Here is a 23947-nt window from a genome sequence, read left to right as displayed (position 1 = left end):
ACCGGCCTTGAAAGTACTTCATGCCCGGCACGCCGCCAACGGCTGCGCCCCGAGAACAGCGGCCGAAGGCCCGGGGCGCTACCCTTTTCGCGGCGCCGTGCGTATGCCCGTACACGGCCCGCAGCTTCGCCGCAGGCCGGCTTGTTCGCCGCGTTCTTTCTTCCCAACCAAACCCCGCTCCCGTATGTGGATTCAGCAGAAACCCAACTCGCCCGCCGCTCTCACCGACTTGCAGGGCCACACCGTCGGCCTCAAGTTTGAGTGCAATAAGTGCCAGACGGAGGTATTCACCGACCTCATCGGCATTCCGGCCGCCGACCACCTGGCCAATTCCACCGAAGACGATGGGCAGTTCGAAACCGAGGAAATCAAATGCCCGGGCTGCGACATGACGCACGAAATTACCATCAAGAGCACCTTCGACGGCGTGACCTTCGACGTGTCGGACGTGGCGCCCGACAAGGTGAGCTACCAGGTGCCGCCCGCCGAGCAGCACTAGCCGCCTGACCAGCCCCAGCACGCTAAACGCCCCGGCGCCGTTCTGCAACAGATCGGCGCCGGGGCGTTTGATTTGCCCGCAACGGATTCGGCTTACGGATTGGTGAGCTGGCCGATGAACAGGATGGCGTTGGACGACTTCTCGCGAATCAGAAACACGAACGGCCGGTCGAAACGCACGCTGGGCGGCACCGACGTGGTAACGATGCCCACCGACGTGGCCGCCGCGGCTTCCGTGCCGCTTTCGTCCACGTCCACAAACGACTTGTGCATCACCTCGCTGATGGCCAGGTTATCCTGCCCCACCAGCATGCGGCTGAAATTGGCCTGGCCCGTGAAGGCCACGCCCATGCCCAACTGCTTCAGGGTTTCGTTGAGCTTGATTTCGTACTCCATCCGGAACTTGGGCAGGTACAAATCGAGGCTGCTGGTGCTGGCCGCGCCCAGCCAGGCGCTCAGGTTTTGGCTGCTCAGGTCGCGGGCTATGTCTTGCACCGTGGCAGTGCCTTTGGGCAGCACCAGCGTCATGCTGTACTGGCGGTTGCCGTAGGGCAGGTCCACCACTTGCTTGGTGGCATCCTGGTAGTAGGCGTACTGGCCGTTGCGCAGCAGCATCATGTCCACCGGCTTGAAGCTGCCGCTGGGCAACGTGAAGTTGGCCGTGCGCGTGAGCTGCTTGTCGAAGCCCGTAGTCCAGCTGCCTTTGAAGTAAATGGCGTTGATCAGGAACAGCACGTGCGAAGGCGTCACTTCCTTCACCAAGTCCTTGATCTTGCCGTTGGTTTTCTGCTCTACCCAGCCGTTGATGGCAGACAAGGAACCGGCTGCGTCGCTAAAATTCAGGCCCTGCACCTTCGCGTCGAAGTAGGTGGTGTTTTTCTGGATGAAGGGCGCCTGCAGTTGGTACCGTTGGCTGTGCCAGAGGCTGTTGGCCGAGGTAAACGTCACCGTGCGGTCGATGCCCGAGAGCAGCCTCACCAGACTCTGGTACGATTCGTTGATTTCGTCGTCGGTGAGCGGGGCAAAGCCCAACGTCTCGCGGATGGCGGTTTTGGTCGAACCATCGGCGCCGTTGTATGTCATGGTGAGGGCGGCCGAAATGCTCAGCGGCGAGATGAACACGTTGTCGGCCGGTGCGGCGGCCTGGATACGGCCAAATGAGCGGAACGCGAAGTCGTTGGCGCTGCCTACGGTCTTGGTTTCCTGCGTGGTGAGTGGCCGCAGGTTGGGCGCGTTGTCGGCCTCGGCCGGCGCCGCGGTTTCCTTGTGGCAGGCCGTGAGCAGCGCGGCGCTGGCCACAGCCACGGTGGCGGTGCGGAGTAGCGTAAGGTTCATAGCAAACGAAGGTTACGTGAACGAAATCAGCGAAAAGCACGCCGGCGGGCCGGCCTCCTTTGTACGAGACACCACGCAAAGCCGCGGTTGCATGGCCGGCTGCCCGCTAACGCACAGAGGCGCCTTTCACCCAATCAAATAGCTATAATTCAGCAATATAAAAGCAGGGCGATTCTGCTACTTTTCACGCTCAATAGTGTAGTCGATCAGCTGCTGGAGCGAGGTGCGGGCGGGCGAAGCAGGAAACGTGTGCAGGATTTCCAGGGCCTCGTCGCGGTACTGCTTCATGCGCTGCACGGCATAGTCGAGCCCGCCCGACTGCTTCACAAACTCGATGACGGCCTGCACGCGGTCGGCGCGGCCGTCGTTGTTCTGCACGTTGTAGATAATGCGGCGCTTTTTCAGCCACGACGCCTGGCTCAAGGCGTAAATCAGGGGCAGCGTCATCTTTTTTTCCTTGATGTCGATGCCCACGGGCTTGCCAATTTCGTCGGTGCCGAAGTCGAACAAGTCGTCCTTGATCTGGAAGGCCATGCCCACTTTCTCGCCGAAGAGCCGGGCCCGTTCCACGGTGGCCTTGTCGGCGCCGGCCGAAGCGGCGCCCACGGCCGTGCAGGAGGCAATGAGCGAAGCCGTTTTCTGGCGGATGATGTCGAAGTACACGTCCTCGGTGATGTCGAGGCGGCGGGCTTTTTCGATTTGCAGCAACTCGCCTTCGCTCAGCTCGCGCACGGCGTTGTTCACGATTTTGAGCAGCTCAAAGTCGTCGTTTTCCAGCGCCAGCGCCATCCCGCGGGACAGTAGATAGTCGCCCACGAGCACGGCAATCTTGTTTTTCCAGAGCGCGTTGATGGAAAAGAAGCCCCGGCGGTAGTTCGACTCGTCCACCACATCGTCGTGCACGAGCGTGGCCGTGTGCAGCAGCTCGATGAGGGCCGCGCCGCGAAACGTGGCCTCGGGCAATGGGCCGGCAGGGCTCGTGGACACGGTATGGGCCGTCAGAAACACGAACATCGGGCGCAGCTGCTTGCCTTTGCGCTTGATGATGTAGCCCATGATTTTGTCGAGCAGCAACACCCGCGTTTGCATGGACTGCCGGAATTTCTGTTCGAATTCCTGCATCTCGGCCGCAATGGGGGCCTGTATATCGTCCAGCGAAAACTTCATGCGGTGGCTAAGGGCGGCGCAATGATACGCACGCGGCGGCGGTTTTTGTTCGGACGGGATTCGGCGGCGGCCACATTCTTTTAGCTTTACGCTGCTCTCACCCACCGTCTTTCTGCCGTGTCTGCCACGCTTGCCCCGCCCGCAACCACCACGCAGTGCGTTACCTGCCACACGCCGCTCCAGGGCACTTTCTGCCATGCCTGCGGCGAAAAGCGCCTCGACCACCACGACTATTCCCTTGCTCATTTCCTGGAGCACGCCGTGGACACCTCCACGCACTTCGATTTTAAGGTGGTGAAGGGCGCCTGGGACCTGCTGCGCCACCCCGGCCGCATGACGGCCGACGTGCTGGCGGGCCGGCGGGTGCCCTGGCCCAAGCCGCTGCAGCTGTTTCTGGTCGTCAACGTGGTGTTCGTGTTTGCGGCCCACCGGCTGAAGCTGCAGATTTTTAACACGCCCTGGCGCTACCACGTCGACAACTGGTACGGGAACTGGGCGGCCGAGCGCATGCGGGGACTGGCCGAGCGGCGCGGCACCACCGTCGAGCAGCTGGCCGAGCAGTTCAACGCCTCGGCCAACGTGCTGTCGAAAACGCTGATTTTCGCCTTCATTCCGCTATTGGCGGTGTTGCTGACGGCCCTGTTTTGGCGGCGGCGGCGCTATTTTCTGGAGCACGTCGTCACGGCGACGCACCTCATCAGCCAGATTCTGCTGGTAGAGCTGGTGATGATTCCGCCGGGCACGCTCCTGATCTGGCTGATCAACCGCTTTGCCTCGCATCCCCTGGGTTTCGGCAACCGCGACCTGGTGGCCACCAGCATCATCACGCTCAGCATTGCGGTATGGTCGGCGGCGCTGCTGCGGCGCACCTACGGCAGCGGCAAGCTCGCGGCCGCAGCGCGTGGTTTGGCCGTGGGCATCGGTTTTTTCTGGCTGCTCATCAACGTGTACCGGCTGCTGTTGTTTGTAGTTACGTATTGCTTTCTGTAGCCACAGCTACTGCTTCCGCCACTTGCCAGCCTCTCCTACACTTGCCCATATGGTTGCTTCCGCTGATCCTACTCGCCTCGATTTCCTGCTGACGCCCGCGCACCATACCCGCGCCTTTGCCGCCGATGCCCGCTTCCTGCCCAACGGCCAAGCCAAGCCCGTGGTGGTGTTTGTGCACGGGTTCAAGGGCTTCAAAGACTGGGGCCACTTCAATGTGCTGGCCGACTTCTTTGCCCGGCAGGGCTACGTGTTTGTGAAGCTCGACCTCTCCCACAACGGCGTGGTGGTGGGCGGCACCGGCGACTTGGAAGACCTCGACGCGTTCGGCCGCAACAACTTCAGCATCGAGCTCGACGACATCGGCTGCCTGCTTGATGCCCTGCACCAGCCCAATGCCACGCCGGTACCGGCCTCCGAAATGGATTTGTCGCGCTTGTTTCTGGTCGGCCACAGCCGCGGCGGGGGCCTGGCCATCCTGAAGGCCGCCGAAGACGCCCGCGTGAAGGCCGTGGCGGCTTGGGCGCCTATCACCAACGTAAACCCCGGCTGGCCCGAGGAAATGATGCAGCACTGGCAGCAAACCGGCGTGTGGCACGTGGAAAATGCCCGTACCAAGCAGCAGTTGCCGCTTTATTACCAGATTGTGGAAGACTACCACGCCAACCGCCTGCGCCTCGACATCCCGCATAAGGTGCGCCGCAAGCTCCGGCAGCCCCTGCTGGTCATTCACGGCGACGACGACGAAACCCTGCCGGTGCAAAAGGCCCAGCTGTTTCGGGAGCTGAAACCCGATACCGAGCTGCGCATTTTGCCGGGCGCCGGCCATATGTTTGGGGGCGCGCACCCGTGGCCCGATACCGCGCTGCCCCCCCTGGCCCAAACCGTGGCCGACGACACTTTGGCTTTTTTCGACCGTATAGTCTAGCATGAACCACACGGCCTACCTATTACTGGGCTCCAACCTCGGCGACCGAGTGGCTACGCTGCACCGCGCCTTGGTGGCCCTGGCCGAACAGGCCGGCAAAATCGTGGCCGTGTCGTCGGTGTACGAAACCGCCGCTTGGGGCTTCGAGGCGCAGCCCGCGTTTCTCAACCAAGCCGTGCAGTTCAGCACGGCCCTTTCGCCAGAGGCCCTGCTCGGCGCCTGCCAGCAAGTAGAGCAGGAAGCGGGCCGCGAACGGGAGGAACTGTGGGGCCCGCGCACCCTCGACGTGGATATCCTGCTCTACGACGAGGTGGTGCTGGACCAGCCGCGCCTTGTGCTGCCGCACCCGCGCCTACCCAACCGCCGCTTTGCCCTGGTGCCCCTCGCCGATTTGGCGCCGAACGTAATGCACCCGACGTTAAACCAATCAGTGCAACAGTTGCTGGCCAACTGCCCCGATACGTTGCCGGTGGAGCCGTGGCTGGGGGATCTGTAGCAGGGCTTGTTGGCCAGCTCGCAATGTCCAATACGAATTGCCCAGACTTATTTAAGTTGTTATTTCGCAGGGTCCATTGCCGCCCTATTTTTTACAGCACGTCCTCCCGTTCATGTCAGTCTTGTTATTCACCGGCCATCGGTTGGACTGGCTCGGCCGTGCCACGCCACGCTTCCCCCCCGAGTTGGTGCCTGTCGTACTGGAGCGCCTGTCGAGCACCCTCGACGACCTCCAGGCAACGGAGCCTATTCGGGCCGGGGTGTGCAGCCTGGCGGCGGGCAGCGACTTGTTGTTTGCGCAAGCGTGCATGAGCAAAGGCATTCCGCTGCATGTTTTTCTACCTTTCCGCCTGCCCGATTTCATTGCCGAATCGGTTTCGTACCTGAAGTCCGACGCCGACCGTACCCCTTGGGAAAGCCTGTTGCACGCTGCATTGGCTTACGCCGCACAGGTGTGCTTTACGTCGGAGGCCTACTACAACCCCGCCGATGACCAGTTTGAGCAGTGCAACCACGCCATGCTCGATCATGCCCGGCTGGTAGCGGCGGCTGACCATGCGCTGGTGCAGGCGCTGGTATTTGTGCAGGAAGATCAGGCTTCGCTGCCCGGCGGAAGCACTCAATTTCTGGATCTGTTGCACCAGGAGCACATTCCGGTTCTCAACCTTAGTCCAACCCTCACGGCCTAATAGATACGCATGTCTCCGGAGCAACACGTTCCCCTGTACGCCGTGCTGGACCAAGCCGCCAACAATGCCCAACGCACATGGCGCGGCTCGTACGTACGGTCGCTGCTGGTACTGGGCATTATCGGGGTGCTGGCCGAGCTGAAAGAAGTAAGTCCCTTGCTGTTTCGCCCGGAATGGCACAAGTGGGTTAAGCTCTTCGTCATCCTCATCAGCGTGGTGGGCGCGCTCTATGAGATATTCTACCACATCCAGCACAAGTCCCGCTTCGGGTACTGGACGCGCCTGCGGGCCAAGGCCGAACGGGTGAAAAGCGAGGCGTGGTTTTACCTCTTCGATGTGGCCCCGGCCAGCGGCGACACGGGCTATACCGAGGCGCAATGGCAACGCTTTCAGCAGCAGCTAACCACCGACGATGTGGCGGCCGGGTTTGTGGACGCAGTTGGCCAAGACTCGCTGACCTCCGACAAAGCAAAGTTTGTGCAACTGCCGCTGGCGCAGCAAGCCCAGCTCTACCATACCAACCGCGTGATTGAGCAGCACCGCTATTTCGCCAGCCGGACCCGGCGGCTAGCCCAGCGCCTGCGCCGCCACAAGCAGCTTGTTGTTGTGCTGCTGCTGCTGGCTATAGCGTGGGCCATAGGCCGAGCGGTGGCTATTCTTTACCCCCATATTGCTACGCCGGTGCTGGCCGAAACGCTGAGCGAGTTCAACCTGTTCGTCATTCTCATTTCAATTATCGGCTTGTTCAAAGCCTACATTGAAGTCGAGAACGTGGAATATTTGCTCAACCGCTACCAGCGCATGGAACACCAACTGAGCGTTTTGCTGCCCAACCCTACCGTTCTGGACAACGGCACCACCCTACAAAGCCACGTGCAAGAGGTAGAGCGCATTTTGTTGTCGCAGACGCAGGACTGGGAAACCCAGCGGCTGAGCTAGCTACTGAAGATTGCCGATATAATAGCGCGGAGCCAGCAAGCCGTTTTCGTCGTACTCCTTCCAGCCCGAGTAGTATGGTCTTCTTTGGTTCTCGGTAGCCACTGCTTGCAGAATGCTGTTGCAATACCGTTGCATGCGGTCTTCGGCCAGAAAAGCAGGAACCGCTTTCCATGCTCGCCACGGCTCATCGGCCAGCACCTGCCCCACTAAGGTTCGTCGCACGCCATCGGTCATAACCCGTTCGAAGCCCTCTTTCACAATAAAGTTGGCGGCGTCGGCGCTTCGGGCCGCTAGTTTTTGCTCGGGCAGCACATTGCCCAGCCAGCTCAGCACCATCACGGCGTTGGGAGCACCTAGCCGCGGATCTTGCCTGACCTGAGCGTCGTATCGGCGCACGAAAGGCGCTAGTAGCTCCGCCTGCTCGGTGTTTTGCTGCAGGGCCATTTGCTCGCCCACCCGAATGCTAGCCATGGTTTTGAGTTTACCGGGCAGCGAATTGACCAAGTACATGGCCTCGGTTATGCGGTTGTGCAACACCAGTTCCACGGCCAAATCAATCAATCCGACTTCCAATGCGGTCTGGTATTCACTGGGCCCTGCGGCCAAAAGCTTTCGGGCCGTAGGCACCACGTATTGTTTCACCTGGGCGCCCAGCAAAGGCGTCAGGTTGAGCCGGCATTCTATTACGTAGCGCAAAAACTCGGTACGCTTGGCCGCCGCGGCCGACGAGCTATGACGGGCGTTAAGTTGCAGCAGCCAGGTTGCGTTAGGCGCGTAGCGCGTGTCACGCGCGTAAGCATCAAACTTCAATTCCGGGTGGCGTTCGAACGACTTTGCAAAAGGCAGGGCGGCATCGGCGTAGGCTGCACGCTCCAAGTGTTCTACCAAGTTTTTCCCGCCCTGGGGCTGCGTAGCTGCGTAGCCGAGCAGGTAGGTGAAAAAAGGGGTAAAATCCGTAATCAGAAACGAGCTGTACGACGCGGTGTACGGCTGGTTCAGGCTTAACAAAAAATCTGTTGCGTCCTGCTCGTCCGAAGAGCCAAACCAGATTCCGCCGTAAGTGCCCATCAACGACCACGGTAGGCCATTAACGGTCAAGGCGTCGCCGCCCGCCGCATTGAAATTGGCGAAGTGGCCGCTGAACTGGCGAAATGCTTCGGTGCTGGCTTCCTGCTCCCGCAGGAAACGCTGCAGATAAATACCGCGCATCTTGTAAAAGAAGGCATCGGCAAAGCTCTGGGTAGCAGTAGCACTGATCTTGTTGTCTTCGCCCAAGAAACCGGGTTCGGCGGCAATACGGTTTTTCGTGGCGGCCAATACCCGCCAGGTTTTCTCGCGCTCGGTCGGGCCGATGCTGAAGCTAGCCAAGTCCGCGTTGATATCAGCCGGCATACGGCCCCTGCTTGCCGAGGTCAGCGGCTGCAACACCAATTCGGTAGGCCGCGTGCTTAGCAAGTGGTACACCAGTACGGAATAAGAAAGAGCCAGAGGCGACTGCGTGGCGGCGGCACATTTTTTCAGGACCGGAAGAACGTTGGCCTCCGTGAGTGCCCCGTGCTTGATGAGCAGTGGCAACACGCTGTTGCCACTGTTGGCGTAGGCGCCAGGCGTACTGTGCACCCGCACCGAATCCAACGACCTCAGCAGATTGGACTCCTGATGCAAGGCGGTTGCAATGCCGGCATATACCAAGTACCCACCCGCATGCTGAATTTTGCTATTGTCCTGGTAAACGAGGTCCTTGCTAGGGAAGAAATGGTTGAAATACGGGCGGTTGGCAGCCACGTATGGGTTCAGCTTGTCCAGGAAAAACAGTTCCTGCCGGGTAAATTTCCCTTGCGACAACAGCACCCGAATGCAGTACATGAGCTCTGCGGCTCGCGGTGCTAGCTGGGGCACCTGGGCCAGTTCCTGCTGCAAATACCGATGCAACAGCTTCAGGTACCGCGCGCGGGTTTTGCGCACCACGAGGTCTTCGGTGTTGTTCAAATAAAAAGCGCACGCCATGACGTAGCGCGCCGCCAGAAACGCAATGCGCCGTTGGCGCTCCGATACCGGCTTGCCGATGCTGGCGCTGTCGAATACCTGGGTTTGGGCTATGCGCTGGTCGATATCAAGCAAAACCGGGAGTGCCAGCGGGTTTTGCCGGGGCACCTGGGCATAATCGACCGTCCGGACATTGGCGAACATTTGCAGCTCGATATCCAGCGCCAGCGTATCGTTGGCGAGGTTGTTTAGCAGTTGCGAAAATCCATACCGGGCCGTATCCGGAAGTTGAAGCCACGGTGTGTAGATGTCGTTGCGCAACCGGTGCGTGTTGATCAGCATATCGGCCTTGGTCGATACGTCGACGTACGACGAGTGCAGTGCCGGCAACCGGTCGGTCACGACCGAATAGGCAACGTAGTCGGCTTGCCGGACGCGCCACTGCTGGTATACATACAGGCCGCATACCAGCCCCACCACGGCCGCCGCCGCCGCCGCTAGCCGGCCGGCACCGTAGCGGGCAATAAGCAGCGAGGCGCGCATGTTGCGGCGGCTGGTTTCCAGGAACCGGTGCAGCACGTTGAATTTCGCGGCCGCCTTGTCTTCGCGCCGTTCGGTATCGGCGCTGCCTTCCACGTAGTAGGCGAGCCACTTGGCATTGGGCCGCTTCCGCTCAAACCACTGCGCAAAATACGTGTACGGCCCAATGGGCAGCAGAAAGCCCGTGGCTTCGCCGTTGGTGTGCCAGCGCTGGGCCTGGGCGGCTAAGTCGTGTACGGTCGTTACGTCCTCGGCTTCTTCGCGGGCCCACTGCTTGAGCAGGTTCCAGTTGCGAATGAGGCTTTCGTGCGTAATGTCGAGTACGGTTTCTTCGGGCAGGCACTCCGTCTCGTCTCCGCCCTCGGCAATGAAGGGCGAAATAAAGGTGTTGCCGGGCCGGCGAAATGGGATGAGCACCCGGCACACCACGGGCCAGGTAATAGCCGGGTCGTTGATAATGGCCGTGATTTCAGCCCCCGTCATGCGGTTGCGAACCACCCGGCTGGCATCTACCTTGGTCAGGCACCGAAACGTTTGCTCGATGATGTGCTGCGCTACCCCTTCCGGCAACGGCGGCGCGAAGCGGGCGTTGTACTCCGTCCCGGCCGAGGCGTACAGTTGGTTGGCGTGTGCGTCGAGCACGTTGTGCAGCGACGGCTCGGCCAGCAAAAATTGCTGCTGCTGCACCGACAACGTATTGCGCCACTCTTTGAACCGCGGCTCCTGCCGCCAGGGCAGCTCTTTCCCCGGCATGCCCCCCACCATGGCGTAATGGAGCAGGTCCATTTCCTCCCGCCCGCTATCGGCCGCCAGCCAGATTTGGTAGAGGGCGTGCTGCAGCACCGGCAGCTGGTCGCGCCCGTCGCGGTTGTCGTTCACGAGGCGCTGCACCAAGCGGTCGGCAATGCGGTTGCCGCTCAGCAGCGCCGGCTCCTTGATGACTTCCACAAACTCGTGGCGCAACAGCCGGGGCACGAAGTACTGACTCTCTCCTATCAACTCGACCAAGCCGCGGAAATCGGCGCACTGCCCGATGTAGTCGGAGCGCATGGTGCACACGATGTAGATCGGCAGCTTCTGCTCCCGGGCCAGACGCGCGGTTTCCAGCAGCAGGTTTACCACGGTTTGAGCACCGAGGTTGGGCGTATCGCCGTCGTAGTTTTCGGCGTTGGTGAAAAACTCCTCAAACTGATCGACCACCACCAGCAGGTTGGCCGATTCTACCCGTCGCCGCCGTTTTTCCGCATCCGTCAGGTGCTCGTCGGCAGCTGCTTCGGGCGGGCACAGTGCCGAGTTCTGGTAGAGCTGAACCAGCGAGGAAAAACCCTGCCCCAACTCGGTTTCGACGGCCTCCACGCTGCTGCCGAGCTGCAGGCCTTCGGCTACCGCGCGGGCCATCTGATGCAACGGGTTGCGCTCGGGTCGAAACGTGCAAACGGTCCAGTTGCTGTACTTCGAGCGAAAGAAGCCGGCCCGGATTTCGGGCAGCACCCCGGCAAACACCAACGAGGACTTCCCGTCGCCGGAGGCGCCCGTAATCATGATGAAATGCTGGTCGGCCAGCGCTTCGATGCACCGCTCGATGTGGCTTTCGCGCCCCCGGAAGTAGATGGCCTCGTCCTCGGTGAACGTGCGCAAGCCGGTGTATGGGCATACGGGCGCATCCACTCCCGTCGCCGTTCCCGTCGGCGACCAGCCAGCAGCAGACGTGCTCATTAATTGAGGTTCTGAAGTTGGAGATACACCCGGCGAATTTCTTCGCTGATGCGCTGGTGCGCCAACACCGACGAGGTAACGCGCGGCGCCTTAAACACCCGCATGCGGTTCATGGCGGGGTCGTCTTCGCCCAGCAGCAAAATAGGCGTGGTGGAAGCCGCCCCGCCCACCAGGCGCCATACCTGCTTCACAAAGGGCAGGGCCCAGTCGGCGCTGTATTTGAAATACACCACCGCCAGCTTGCTGCGCGGAATGGTATCGACAGTAATGTTCTTGTAGAGGTCCTCACTATCGGGCTCGATGGTGAGCAGCTCCAGCGGAAATTCCTCGCTGAGCCGGTCGGTAATGGCCGTGGCTTCTTCCAGGTCCTGCTGGTTGTACACAAAAAAGATGTCCGTGTCTTTGTCGATGGTTAAGGGAGCGGGCGGCACCAGCTGCAACTGACTGCGCAGATCTTCCACAAACTGCATGGCGGTGGGCACGCTCGAAAACGTGCGGTTTTCGGTCAATTCGTTCCGAATCCGGCCGATCAGTTCCTCCTGTGCAGCCCGTAGCGCCATGCCTTCGGTGGGGCAAAACCACACGAACTGCTTGAATCCCGGCTGTGCGTCGGCCAACAGGCAGGCTTGGTCGTAAGCATATTGGGGAAACGATTGGTCTTCGTTGTCCTCGAAACGGCGGCCGAAGTCGCTGCCCAGAATGTGCACGGCACAAGTGGCCGCGGCCAAAGCCTCCCGGGTACGCGCCCGAAACTCGTCTTCGTCGAGCGGACAGTCGGTTGAGGGCGTCACCTTGAGGCCGGCTTTGGTGCAAATCAAGGCCAGCTCTTCGCGTTTCGCATTCAATTCCTTTGCCGTCCAGGGCAGAAAAACCAACGGCGCATCAGCGGCGGGGGTAGCTACGGAGGGCGGGGCCGTGAACGACGGCGTGGGCGTTGCCGAGCGCGTAAACACCGGAGCGGCCGGTACGGCTGCATTATGCGCCTGCTTGATACCGGCAATCAACTCCTTGATGGCGTTGGCCACCTTGTTGATCTGGTTGCGGTACAGCGTCTGTCCGGGGGTCGGCAATTCGTCGTCTTTCAGGCGCAGCGGGCGGTTTACGCCGAGTCCTTCGTAGATGAAATCGATGCTGCGCAGGTGCCCGTTCAACTCCTGCTCCAGCAGTTGCACGTCTTCGGCGTCAATCTGATGGATGCGCAGCGGCAGAATCCGACAACCCATGTTGCCGCTCGGCAGCCGCAGGTACATGCCCAGGGCATCGGTACTGGCCTGCTGCTTGAACGGCAGAAACTCGTGTTTCCACGAATACCGCTCGGTGTCGCAGTACGTCTGCGAAATCAGCGGTATGAGAATGAGGGCTTTTACGCGGTGGCGCAGGCTTTCGTCCACGTGGTGCGTGTCGCCCAAACCGTCTTTCAGGTTGCGGTCGAAGTAAATGCTCAGGCGGTCTTTTAGGGTGGCTGCCAGCTCTTCCTGAAGGCGGTTCACGAACTCCGTTACCCACCCATCAAACAGGTTGTCGTTGTGCCGGTAGCTGATAAATATGTCGTACTCGTAACCGGGTAGAATTGCAGGCATATAGAAGCGGGGTTTAGGGCGAGTGCGGCCACGACGCAGCCCCGGCTAAACTCCCGGGGCCAACTATCAAATATACTCTTCCATCCGAGTTATCTGCAATGCGGCTAAAACGCAAAAAGCCGGCGGCCTCCAGCAAAGGAAACCACCGGCTTGAAATGCACAGGCTCGCCCAACGGCTCCAGGTTGGCTGCCGTTCCAGTAGCTGTGTCTGAGGCTACACGGCCGAAGCCGCGGCAGCCTGCGGAGCAATCTTTTTCACCAACCCTTGCAACACTTTGCCGGGGCCGCACTCTACAAACTCCGTTGCGCCGTCCTGAGCCATGCGCTGCACGCTCTGCGTCCACCGGACCGGGGCCGTGAGTTGGCGCACCAGGTTCTGGCGAATCTCGTCGGGGTTGGTGTGGGGGGCGGCGTCCACGTTTTGGTACACCGGGCAGCGGCCGGGGCTGAAGGTGGTGCGCTCAATGGCCTGGGCCAGCGCCGCCTCGGCCGACTGCATCAGCGGCGAGTGGAAGGCGCCGCCTACCGGCAGCGGCAGGGCCCGCTTGGCCCCGGCGGCTTTCAGGGCTTCGCAGGCTTGCTCGATGCCCGCTTGCGAACCGCTGATAACGAGTTGGCCGGGGCAGTTGTAGTTGGCGGCCACCACCACATTGCCTTGCTGGGTAATTTCCTGGCAAATACGCTCTACCGTGGCGTCGTCGAGACCGAGGATGGCGGCCATGGTACCGGGCTGCTCCTGGCAGGCGGCCTGCATGGCCTGGGCCCGCTGCGCCACGAGGCGCAGGGCGTCGTCGAACTGCAGCACGCCGGCCGCTACCAGGGCCGAAAACTCACCGAGCGAATGACCGGCCACCATATCGGGGCGCAGGTCGGGCAGGGTGCTGAACAGCGCCACAGAATGCAGGAAAATGGCGGGCTGGGTGACGTCGGTGCGGCGCAGGTCTTCGTCGGAGCCCGAGAACATGATGTCGGTGAGCGAGAAACCCAGGATGTCGTTGGCTTGCACCATCAGGCGTTGGGCTTCGGGGTGTTGCTGGTACAGCTCGCGGCCCATGCCGGGAAACTGACTGCCTTGGCCGGGGAAAATGACGGCTTTCATGGGGTAGTAGTGAGGGGATTGACAGGGAACGTAGCGCCGCCGCTTCGCACTGAACCGACGGCGCCAAACAGGCGCAAGGTGCGGAAATCAGCGGAAATAGCCCGGTCCCAGGGTACGTGGGCAGTCCTTCTGCAGTTGATTTTACCGGTAAACAGAAACGGCCGCCCTGCTAGGGCAGCCGTTCCGACCGGTTCCTTGACCAATAATTCTACCGGGTTACTTCCACCCAGCCTTTGAAGGTTTTGTGGGTTTTGGCCAGGTCGGCAAAATCCACTTCGATCAGGTAGTAGTAGAGACCATCCGACACGCGGGAGCCGCTATCCAGCCCTTCGCCGCCTTTCACGCCGCCACCGTCCCAGAGGATGAGGGTAGCGGGATTGGCCTGGCCTTCGTATACGCGCACGCCCCAGCGGTTGAAAATCTGCACGTTGGCGCGCTGCACCGGGCTAGCCACTTTGGGCATGAACTTGTCGTTGGTCCCGTCGCCGTTCGGGGTAAAGATGTTGGGCAGCAGGAACAGCGGGCAGTTGTCGTTGCAGGCCACATTACTCAGCGGGCTGCGCTGGCCGTTCACACTCACCGCCTGCACTTGATAGCAGCGGGCTGCCGAGGCCAGGTTGCCGTTGGCGTAGCTCGTTTGCTGGGTCGAGTCGATGAGGACAAACGGGCCCTCGGGCTCGTTTTGGGCGAAGATGCGGTAGTAGGCCACCGTGGTGTTGCAGCCGGGCGGGCTGTTCGGGTTCAGCTTCCAGCTCAGGAAGTTGGTGTAGCGCGTGCCGGGCGGGATGTTGCCCAGGTTGAACAGCTTGGCGTTGAGACTGTCGCAGTTGGTGACTTTCACCGCCAGCACCGGCGTGCACGGCGAGGGTTGCACGCACAGTTCCTGGCTCAGGTTCACCAGGTTATCGGGCAGCGTGGGCTGGTTGTAGCCGCCCAAGGTACTCACGTAGTAGCAGTAAGTTTGCCCGGCTTGAATGGCGCGGTCGGTGTAGGTGCCACCCGTTCTGGTATTGGGTGCTGTGGCTAGGCTTACGAAGTTGCCGGCAGCGTCGCGCCGGAAAATAGTGGCCGGGCTCAACGAGTTGTCCCACGGCACGTTGTGCGTCCACGTCAATACATTGCCGAGGGCCGTTGCATCCGGCTGGCCACGCAGCCGCACACTGGATGCCGGCTGCGCCACCTCCCGGATGGTAGTTGTGTCGGAGCCAAGTGTTTGCGGCGTTGCTTTGTTGAAAAAAGTCAGCCGGTAGGTATAGGTATTGTCAAGGGTATTGAGGCCCGAGTCTACCAGTACAGTATCGGTCAGGTTACTCAATACCCGCACCGTACGGAAAGAGGTAGGCGCGGTTTGCTGCGCCCGCTCCAGCTTGTAGCCCAGCGGCGCGTTGAAGCTGCTGCCGGTACCAGGCCGGGGCGTAGTCCAACGCACGGTAATCTGCCCATTGGCGGCGTCGGTGCGGTCTACAGTCACATTGCGCAGCACAGCGGGGCGGCCGTCAAACGCTACGCATGCTTCCGCCGATGCGATGCTGGCCCCGCCAGCCGGCCGCGGAAACTCGGCGTAGATGCGGTAACAATACGTTTTGCCGCGCTCCATACCCAGCCCGCCACGCTTGTCGAGGTACGACAGGGAGTCGCCCCGAATTGAATAGATTCGCACGTACCCCGATGAAGCCGGAATGCCCGTGTCGCACGGCCCGGGGTTAAACGTGGACGGGCCTTCTTTGCGGTAAATGTGCAGCGTCACATTGGGGTTTAGCTGACACCCATATAGGTCCCAAGTCAACCGCACGTTGTTGCCGCTGCGCTGGGCGCGTACGTTCTTCGGCGGCGGGCCTACTACCGTAATGCGCCACACCCGCTCGTCGATGAGCGGCACCTGGCTCTGGCCGGTACCGGTAGAGTCTTCGGCTTTGAAGAGCACCAGCTTGGGCTCCGAGGCAACATCGGTGCAGGAAGTAGTCCAGCGGAACTCGCCCAGGGCACTGCCGCGGCGGTTCTGGCTCCGGATTTTGCGGAACGTAGCCGGCGGCAGCATTCCCCCAAAGGCCTGCAGCCGAATGTAGTCGTTGTTGGGGTCGGTAGCGCGGATTTTCCCAATCACCACGTCGCCGGCCACCACGCAGGTGTCCAGCGGCACGAGCACCGTGGGCCGCAGGTTGGCGGTGGCTTTCACGGTTATCTGCATGTCGCGCAGCACCTCCCCTATCAGAAACCGGGTGCCGTTGGCCCGGCGCCGCCACTCCTCCACCACAAACGCCACGTTGTAGTCGCCTACGGTGCTGGGGGAGTTCCACACCAGCTGACCGGTGCGCACGTCGATGTCGAACGTAGCCGGCCCGCCCACGGTGGGCACTGGCGGACCCGCGTAAGCGACTTGCACGCCGCCCGGCGACACCGAGGGGCTTTGGCTGTTGGGGTATTCGTAGCCGTCGCACGGCCGGGGCACGGGCGTGTTGATGGGGGCCGTGTTGTTGATTTGCTCCACCGAACCGCGGGCCTGCTGGCACACGCGCAGCTTGAAGGCCAACGAGTCGCCGTCGGCGTCGGAAGCAGCGGGGTTGTGCAGGAATACCTGCTGGATGGCCGCCAGGTCAATTGCCGGCGCACTGAGCACCGGCGAACGGTTGACGCCCAGCAACGGGTCGATGGTGACTTTCGAGTAGATGTAGAACGTCTGCTGGTCGGGGCGCGCCATGTTCTTTACCCCGCTGAAGCGGTTCTCACCCACGCAACTCACGTCGTAGGTACCGGGTGCATTATAAATGTGCTCGAAGAAGTACGTGCGCCGCCGCACGTTCACAAAACCCAGCAAATCGGCCTCCCGGCTGAAGCGGACCTCGGCCTTGGTACCGTCGCCGAAATAAATGGTTTGGTCCGTTTCCTGAATGGTGGCCTGCGACGTCGGGTCCATATACAGGGTCATCCGGAAGAAGACCCGACGGGAGTTGCGGTTGGCCACCGGCAAGGTGGTGTCGCTCTTGGCCTGAATGTCGCCGGCGCGAATGTGGGTGGCTTGGGCAACATCGGGAGCCAGCCACAGCCAAAGGCCCATCAGCAGCCACGGCCACAGCCCTGGCCCGGTTGGGCGGCGAAGTAAAGAAGACAGCATACGCGTAAGCCGATTAGAAGCTGCTGAGAGAAGAATCGAAAGGCAACCTAACAAAAACCCAATACAGTGGGTTGGGTACTTGGTCTGTGTGCTGTAACGACAAGCAGACCGGGCTGGTTCAGTCCAAGAAAGGCGTTTTGAGCGTAATTGTTTCGTTGCCGACCGGCCCGTACCTTTGACCACTGCAATCGACCTTTCTTTCACCCTTCCGTTCCCCTATGAGTTGGCTTAGTAACGCGCTTTCCAGTAGCATCGGCCGCAAAATCATTATGTCCATCACGGGCTTGTTTTTGTGTTCGTTTCTGGTGATTCACCTGATCGGTAACCTCCAGTTATTTAAGAACGACGGCGGCGTCGCTTTTAATATCTACTCCCACTTCATGGGCACCAATCCCGTCATCCGCACCATCGAGTTTGTGCTGCTGGCGGGATTTGTGTTTCACATCTACGAGGCCATTGCGCTGACGGGCCGCAACAAAGCCGCCCGGGGTCCGCAGGGGTATAAGGTAGACAACATCGGCCAGAACAGCCCGTGGCAGTCGCGCAACATGGGGTTGCTGGGCACCATCATTCTCATCTTCCTGCTGGTGCACCTCTACAACTTCTTTTACCGGGCCCGCTTCGGCGACCTGGACCCGGATATCAACAGCAACGACGACCTCTACACGCTGGTAGCCAGCTCTTTCAAGCAGTGGTGGTACGTGCTCTTGTACGTGCTGGCGCAGGTTGCCCTGGCCTACCACCTCATTCACGGCTTCAAGAGCGCCTTCCAAACGCTGGGCCTGACGCACCGCAAGTACACCCCGTTCATTACGTACTTCGGCTACGCCTTCTCCATCATCGTGTGCGCCGGCTTCGCCGCCATGCCGCTGTACTTCTTCTTCCTCAAGTAACCTAACCAGTTTGCACCTTATGAAGCTGGATGCCAAAATTCCCGAAGGCCCCTTGGCCGAGAAATGGGAGAAGCATAAGTTCAACGTCAAGCTCGTGAACCCCGCCAACAAGCGGAAGTACGACGTGATTGTGGTGGGCACGGGCCTGGCCGGCGCTTCGGCAGCCGCCTCGCTGGCCGAGCTGGGCTACAACGTAAAGGCGTTTTCTTTCCACGATTCGCCCCGGCGCGCGCACTCCATTGCAGCGCAGGGCGGCATCAACGCGGCCAAGAACTACCAGAACGACGGCGACTCGGTGTTCCGCCTGTTCTACGACACCATCAAGGGCGGCGACTACCGCGCCCGCGAAGCCAACGTGTACCGCCTCGCGCAGGTCTCGGTGAACATCATCGACCAGTGCGTGGCGCAGGGCGTGCCCTTCGCCCGCGAATACGGCGGCCTGCTGGCCAACCGCTCGTTCGGCGGCGCGCAGGTGTCGCGCACGTTCTACGCCCGCGGCCAAACCGGCCAGCAGCTGCTGCTGGGGGCCTACTCGGCCCTGATGCGCCAGATTGCCTACGGCAAGGTGAAGATGTACAACCGCACCGAAATGCTGGATCTGGTGGTGGTCGACGGGCAGGCCCGCGGCATCATCACCCGCAACCTCATTACGGGCGAAATTCAGCAGCACGCGGCCCACGCCGTGGTACTGGCTACCGGCGGCTACGGCAACGTGTTCTACTTGAGCACCAACGCCAAATACTCGAACGCCACGGCCGCCTGGCGTGCCCACAAAAAGGGCGCCCTGTTTGCCAACCCCTGCTTTACCCAGATTCACCCGACCTGTATTCCCGTATCGGGCGACTACCAGTCGAAGCTCACGCTCATGTCGGAGTCGTTGCGCAACGACGGCCGCGTGTGGGTGCCCAAGACGGTGGAAATGGCCGAGCGTCTGCGCAAAGGCGAAATCCGCGTCAGCGACATCAAAGAAGAAGACCGGGACTACTTCCTGGAGCGCAAGTATCCCGCTTTCGGCAATTTGGTGCCGCGCGACGTAGCCTCGCGCAATGCCAAAATGATGTGCGACGAAGGGCGCGGCGTAGGGGCTTCGGGCCTGGCGGTGTTCCTCGACTTCAGCGAAATCATCCAGCGCATCGGCGTGGAAGGGGTGAGCCAGAAGTACGGCAACCTGTTTGCCATGTACGAGAAAATCACCGACGAGAATCCGTACGAAATGCCCATGCGCATTTACCCGGCGGTGCACTACACCATGGGCGGTCTGTGGGTCGATTACAACCTGCAAACCAACGTGCCCGGCCTGTACGCCACCGGTGAGTGCAACTTCTCCGACCACGGCGCCAACCGCCTCGGTGCCTCGGCGCTGATGCAGGGCCTGGCCGATGGCTACTTCGTAATTCCCTACACCATTGGGGATTACCTGGCCAACACGCCGCCCAAACCCGTGACCACCGAGCACCCGGCTTTCCAAGAAGCCGAAGCCCAAGTACGCGAGCGGCTGCAACGTTTTATGGGCATCAACGGCACGCGCACGCCCGACGAGTTCCACAAGGCTCTGGGCCACATCATGTGGGAATACTGCGGCATGGCCCGCAACGCCGAAGGCCTGCAACACGCCAAGCAAGCCATTCAGCAGCTGCGCAAGGAGTTCTGGAGCGACCTGAAGGTGACCGGCCTGAACGAAGAGCTGAACCAGACCCTGGAAAAAGCCGGCCGCGTGGCCGACTTCCTGGAGTTGGGCGAGCTGATGGTAGACGACGCCTACAACCGCAACGAAAGCTGCGGCGGCCACTTCCGCGAAGAGTACCAGACGCCGGAAGGCGAGGCCCTGCGCGACGACGAGAACTACGCCTACGTAGCCGCCTGGCAATACCAGGGCGACAACGTGCCCGAAGTCCTCCACAAGGAAGAGCTGACCTTCGAAAACGTGAAGCTCACCCAGCGCAGCTACAAATAAACTTTCGCTGCTGGCTTGTAGCCGTTGACTGTTGGCTCTTCGCCTACTCATCGACGGAAAAAAGCCGGCAGCCAACAGCTAAAAGCCAACAGCCCAAATATATGGCCGGAAGTAACCCCAACGCCAAACCCATGGACCTGACGCTGAAAGTGTGGCGGCAACGCAACCGCACGGCCGATGGTCAATTGGTAGATTACCAGGTAAAGAATATCTCGCCCGACATGTCCTTCTTGGAGATGCTGGACGTGCTCAACGAGGACTTGCTGCACAAAGGCGAAGACCCCGTAGCCTTCGACCACGACTGCCGCGAAGGCATCTGTGGCTCGTGCAACCTCTACATCAACGGCCGCGCGCACGGCCCCGAGCCCGGCACCACCACCTGCCAGCTGCACATGCGCAAGTTCAAGGACGGCGACACGATTGTGGTGGAACCCTGGCGCGCCGCGGCTTTCCCCGTCAACCGCGACCTGAGCGTGGACCGCTCGGCCTTTGACCGTATCATTCAGGCCGGTGGCTACGTGAGCGTGAACACCGGTGGTGTGCCCGACGCCAATGAAATTCCGGTGCCCAAGTCGATTGCCGACCGCGCCTTCGACGCCGCTACCTGCATTGGCTGCGGCGCCTGCGTGGCCTCGTGCAAAAACGCCTCGGCCATGCTGTTCGTGTCGGCCAAGGTGAGCCAGCTGGCCCTGCTGCCGCAAGGCCAGGTAGAGCGCAAAACCCGCGTGGAAAACATGGTGGCCCAGATGGACAAGGAGGGCTTTGGTGCCTGCACCAATATCGGCTCGTGCGCGGCCGAGTGCCCGGTGGGCATTTCGCTGGAAAACATTGCCATTCTGAACCGCGAATTCCTGGCTGCCAAGGCTACCTCGAATAACCTGGCGTAAGGCTGGGCGGTTATCCCATCAGGATTCCGAATAGGCGAAACGGCACCCCGTTTCGCCTTTTTGCTTTCTGCGCTCCGTTCCCGTCTGCCAGCTTCTGACTTCCAGCTCCTTCCGATGATAACCATCGTTGCCGGTACCAACCGGCCCCACTCCCGCGCCCGGCGCGTGGCCAACCTCTACGCCGCGCTGCTGCGCGAGTACGCCGCGCCCCACCAGATTCTGGATTTGGTGGAGCTGCCCGCCGATTTTCTGACCACGGCGCTTTACGACAACGCGGGCCTGCACACCGGCTTCAACCACCTCGCCCAGCAAGCCAGCGACGCCGACAAGTTGGTGTTCATCGTGCCCGAGTACAACTGCTCGTTTCCCGGCGCGCTCAAGGCCTTTATCGACGGGCTGCCCTACCCCGGCGGCATTCGGGGCAAAAAGGCGGCGCTGGTAGGGTTGTCGTCGGGTGGGCAGGGCGGCTTGCTGGCCCTCAGCCACCTCACCGACGTGCTTATGTACCTCGGCACGGCCGTGCTGCCCCAGCGCGTGCGCCTGCCCTTCATCGACCAACACCTGACCGACGACGGGCAGCTGACGCACCCGCTGTACCTGCAACTACTGCGCGAACAGGCCGAGTTGTTGTTGCGGTTCTAGGCCCGTTTTGCCCTCTTCCGCGGGTTCGGCGGAATGAATTCTGGGCTGCCGCTGTATCTTTGAATACCACCCACCCTGGCCCCTTCTGCCGTGCAACGCCTGCTGGCTTGTTTCCTTTCCGTGCTCATCCTGCTGCAAACGTTCAGCCGGGAGGTCATGGTCTTGGACTACCAAGTGCACAAGGAGCGCGTCACGCAGCTGTTTTGCATCAACAAAGCGCGGCCTCAGATGCACTGCAACGGCAAGTGCCACTTGCGCAAGCAGCTCCGCAAAGCTACCGAGGGCACCGGCAAAACACCGGCCGCTGGCTTTGCCAAGATCAAGTACGACGTTGTGCCAGTTGCCCGCCCCGCGGTGCCGGCGGGCCTCGTTCTGCGGCCAACGCCGCTGCTTTTTGCCGGGTTTGAGCCAGCCGACTGCCCGTCGCGGCCGACGCCGGGTGTATTTCATCCGCCACTGGTTAGGGCCTGAACCGCGCACCAGCCAGCCGTTGGTTACGGCTGCGGCAGCACCGCCTCTTGCTTGCTCCCGGGTACAGCTTGGTGTGGCGGCGCTGCCCGTTCTTCCCACCCGAAACCGTTTTCCGTTGATGAAATTTCCGAAGCTTACTACCCTGCTTTTCTCCCTGGCTACCGCGTCGCTGCTCTTTGCTTCCTGCGACGACGATGAAGACCAACCCGCCACCGGCTCGGTTGACCTGGAATTTGAAAACGTAGTGGGCAATCAGGCGCTTACCCTGAACGCCTCCACCTACTACACCACCGAAGCCGGCGACCAGTTCAAGGTTTCCAAGTTCAACTACTTTATTTCCAACGTGAAGCTCACCAAAAGCAACGGCACCACCTGGGCCGAGCCCGAGAGCTACCACTTGGTGAAGCAAGCCGAGGAAAATACGCACAGCTTCACGCTGAAAGACGTGCCGACCGGCGACTACACCCAGCTTACGTTCACCATCGGCGTCGACAGCACCCGAAACGTGAGCGGGGCCCAAACCGGCGCTCTGGCGCAAAACAACGACATGTACTGGAGCTGGAGCTCGGGCTACATCTTCCTGAAAATGGAAGGCAGCTCGCCGCAGGCCGCCAACCCCGGCAACCTGCCCAACGGCGGCCCCTTGCAGTTCCACATCGGCGGTTTCCGCAAGCCCAACAACACGGTGCAAACCGTGTCGCCGTCCCTGCCGGCCAGCACCGCGCTGAAAGTACGCGGCACCGTGACGCCCCAGGTGCACTTGAAGGCTGATCTGAACAAGATGTTTGCCGGTCCGAACACCGTGCGGTTTGCCACCCTGGCGGGTACCGGCCACAGCTCCGACCCCAACTCGGTGAAGATTTCGCAGAACTACGCGGCGGGCATGTTCCGCATCGACCACATCCATGCCGACTAAACCCGGTACGGCCATGATACGCAAGGCTACGGGCTGGCTGGCGGTTGCGCTTGCGGCCCTGCTTTCGGCTGCTTGCCACCCCGACCGCGACGTGCGGCCGGCCGACGAGGAAGTGCCCGGCACGGTGGTGCCGGGCAACTTCCCTGCGCCGGTGTACACGCCGCCGATAGCCACCACGCCCGCCTCGTTTGCCCTCGGCCGCCAGCTGTTCTACGACGCGCGCCTTTCGCGTGACGGATCGGTGTCGTGCGGCTCGTGCCACCAACAATTTGCGGCTTTTGCTCACGCCGGGCACACCCTGAGCCACGGCATCGACGGGCGCCTGGGCACCCGCAACGCGCCGGCGCTGCAGAACCTGCGCTGGGGCCGCAGTTTTATGTGGGACGGGGGCGTCTCAAACCTCGAAATAATTCCGCTGGCGCCCATCAACAACCCGTTGGAGATGGACGAAACGCTGGAAAACGTGCTGCGCAAGCTCAACGCCGACGCCGGTTACCGGCAGCGGTTTGCGGCCGTGTACGGCGAAGGCCCCATCAACGCGCAGCAGTTTTTGCGGGCCCTGGCGCAGTTCACAGCGGCTCTCACGTCGGCCAACTCCCGCTACGACCACTATGCCCGCGGCGAAGCCGGCGGCACCCTCACCACGGATGAATTGCGCGGGCTGGCCCTGGTACGCCAGCGCTGTAGCGGCTGCCACGCCACCGACTTGTTTACCGACGAAACCTACCGCAACAACGGCCTGAACCGCACGTTCGCGGCCGATTCGGGTCGGGTGCACATTACGGGCCGGCCCGCCGAGCGTGGATTGTTCAAGGTTCCGAGCCTGCGCAACGTGGCCCTTACGGCGCCCTATATGCACGACGGCCGTTTCCAGACCCTTGCCGAGGTGCTGGCCCACTACGACCACGGCGTGCAGGATTCGCCTACCCTCGACGCGCAACTGCGCCAGCCCGGCGGCCGCCTGGGTATTCCGCTCACGGCGCAGGAGCAGGCCGACATTCAGGCTTTCCTGCTGACGCTGACCGACCACGATTTTATCAACGACAAACGCCTGGCCGAGCGGCAATAAACTTGCCTTGCGCCTACCTAGGCCGCGTTTCCGACTTGCATTCC

19 protein-coding genes are annotated in these 23947 nt (G+C 61.4%); 13 read left to right on the top strand and 6 right to left on the bottom strand.

The genetic code is table 11. The features are described from left to right. Positions 1–184 precede the first annotated feature (184 nt). Positions 185–499: a hypothetical protein gene (locus tag F0P96_RS00425; RefSeq protein ID WP_151076782.1), complete on the top strand. Its 315-nt coding sequence runs from the start codon at positions 185–187 to the stop codon at positions 497–499. Between the two features lie 92 nt (positions 500–591). On the opposite strand, the gene F0P96_RS00420 is transcribed toward F0P96_RS00425, so the two are convergent. Beyond that, positions 592–1833, bottom strand: a complete 1242-nt coding sequence (locus tag F0P96_RS00420) for a serpin family protein (protein ID WP_151076781.1) — start codon at positions 1831–1833, stop codon at positions 592–594. Positions 1834–2010: 177 nt separating this feature from the next. Continuing rightward, positions 2011–3000: a polyprenyl synthetase family protein gene (locus tag F0P96_RS00415; RefSeq protein ID WP_151076780.1), complete on the bottom strand. Its 990-nt coding sequence runs from the start codon at positions 2998–3000 to the stop codon at positions 2011–2013. Between the two features lie 117 nt (positions 3001–3117). Here F0P96_RS00415 and F0P96_RS00410 point away from each other — a divergent pair, with 117 nt between their 5' ends. The 5 genes from F0P96_RS00410 to F0P96_RS00390 all read left to right on the top strand — a co-directional run bounded on the left by F0P96_RS00410 (position 3118) and on the right by F0P96_RS00390 (position 7038). Continuing rightward, positions 3118–3990: a DUF3667 domain-containing protein gene (locus F0P96_RS00410; protein WP_151076779.1), complete on the top strand. Its 873-nt coding sequence runs from the start codon at positions 3118–3120 to the stop codon at positions 3988–3990. Positions 3991–4039: 49 nt separating this feature from the next. Next, positions 4040–4915 (top strand): alpha/beta hydrolase family protein, encoded by an 876-nt coding sequence (locus F0P96_RS00405; RefSeq protein WP_151076778.1) that lies wholly within the window; start codon positions 4040–4042, stop codon positions 4913–4915. Position 4916: 1 nt separating this feature from the next. After that, positions 4917–5411, top strand: a complete 495-nt coding sequence (folK, locus tag F0P96_RS00400; protein ID WP_151076777.1) for a 2-amino-4-hydroxy-6-hydroxymethyldihydropteridine diphosphokinase — start codon at positions 4917–4919, stop codon at positions 5409–5411. 112 nt (positions 5412–5523) lie between these two features. Beyond that, on the top strand, positions 5524–6099 hold the full coding sequence (locus F0P96_RS00395; RefSeq protein ID WP_151076776.1) for a hypothetical protein: 576 nt from the start codon (positions 5524–5526) through the stop codon (positions 6097–6099). A 9-nt stretch (positions 6100–6108) separates the two neighbouring features. After that, a complete protein-coding gene (locus F0P96_RS00390) occupies positions 6109–7038 on the top strand; it encodes a hypothetical protein (protein ID WP_151076775.1) in 930 nt (309 codons plus the stop codon). On the opposite strand, the gene F0P96_RS00385 is transcribed toward F0P96_RS00390, so the two are convergent. From F0P96_RS00385 to F0P96_RS00370, 4 genes are all read right to left on the bottom strand, one after another. Beyond that, positions 7039–11280: an nSTAND1 domain-containing NTPase gene (locus tag F0P96_RS00385; RefSeq protein WP_151076774.1), complete on the bottom strand. Its 4242-nt coding sequence runs from the start codon at positions 11278–11280 to the stop codon at positions 7039–7041. After that, entirely contained in the window at positions 11280–12860 is a 1581-nt protein-coding gene (locus F0P96_RS00380; RefSeq protein ID WP_151076773.1) for a TIR domain-containing protein, read from the bottom strand. Before F0P96_RS00380 ends, F0P96_RS00385 begins: the two co-directional genes overlap by 1 nt. Before the next feature lie 214 nt (positions 12861–13074). After that, positions 13075–13959 carry an ACP S-malonyltransferase gene (gene fabD / locus F0P96_RS00375; protein ID WP_151076772.1) on the bottom strand — a complete coding sequence of 295 codons (885 nt, stop codon included), beginning with the start codon at positions 13957–13959 and terminating at the stop codon, positions 13075–13077. A 208-nt stretch (positions 13960–14167) separates the two neighbouring features. Further along, a complete protein-coding gene (locus F0P96_RS00370; RefSeq protein WP_151076771.1) occupies positions 14168–17071 on the bottom strand; it encodes a T9SS type B sorting domain-containing protein in 2904 nt (967 codons plus the stop codon). 218 nt (positions 17072–17289) lie between these two features. Here F0P96_RS00370 and F0P96_RS00365 point away from each other — a divergent pair, with 218 nt between their 5' ends. The 7 genes from F0P96_RS00365 (at position 17290) to F0P96_RS00335 (ending at position 23903) form a co-directional block, all read left to right on the top strand. Further along, entirely contained in the window at positions 17290–17964 is a 675-nt protein-coding gene (locus F0P96_RS00365) for a succinate dehydrogenase cytochrome b subunit (protein WP_151076770.1), read from the top strand. A gap of 19 nt (positions 17965–17983) precedes the next feature. Further along, the gene (locus tag F0P96_RS00360) at positions 17984–19918 is read left to right on the top strand and encodes a fumarate reductase/succinate dehydrogenase flavoprotein subunit (protein WP_151076769.1); all 1935 of its coding nucleotides are present in this window, start codon (positions 17984–17986) and stop codon (positions 19916–19918) included. Positions 19919–20049: 131 nt separating this feature from the next. After that, positions 20050–20805: a succinate dehydrogenase/fumarate reductase iron-sulfur subunit gene (locus F0P96_RS00355; RefSeq protein WP_151077599.1), complete on the top strand. Its 756-nt coding sequence runs from the start codon at positions 20050–20052 to the stop codon at positions 20803–20805. A 114-nt stretch (positions 20806–20919) separates the two neighbouring features. Then, a complete protein-coding gene (locus F0P96_RS00350; protein WP_151076768.1) occupies positions 20920–21447 on the top strand; it encodes an NADPH-dependent FMN reductase in 528 nt (175 codons plus the stop codon). 90 nt (positions 21448–21537) lie between these two features. After that, positions 21538–21918 (top strand): hypothetical protein, encoded by a 381-nt coding sequence (locus F0P96_RS00345; RefSeq protein ID WP_151076767.1) that lies wholly within the window; start codon positions 21538–21540, stop codon positions 21916–21918. 118 nt (positions 21919–22036) lie between these two features. Continuing rightward, a complete protein-coding gene (locus F0P96_RS00340; protein ID WP_151076766.1) occupies positions 22037–22834 on the top strand; it encodes an MbnP family protein in 798 nt (265 codons plus the stop codon). Continuing rightward, complete coding sequence (locus F0P96_RS00335; protein ID WP_235917331.1) at positions 22824–23903, top strand: cytochrome-c peroxidase; 1080 nt, start codon at positions 22824–22826, stop codon at positions 23901–23903. Before F0P96_RS00340 ends, F0P96_RS00335 begins: the two co-directional genes overlap by 11 nt. Positions 23904–23947: the final 44 nt, after the last annotated feature.

It is taken from the genome of Hymenobacter busanensis (assembly GCF_008727865.1).
GTDB lineage: Bacteria > Bacteroidota > Bacteroidia > Cytophagales > Hymenobacteraceae > Solirubrum > Solirubrum busanense.
This window is presented reverse-complemented; position numbering and strand designations above follow the sequence as displayed.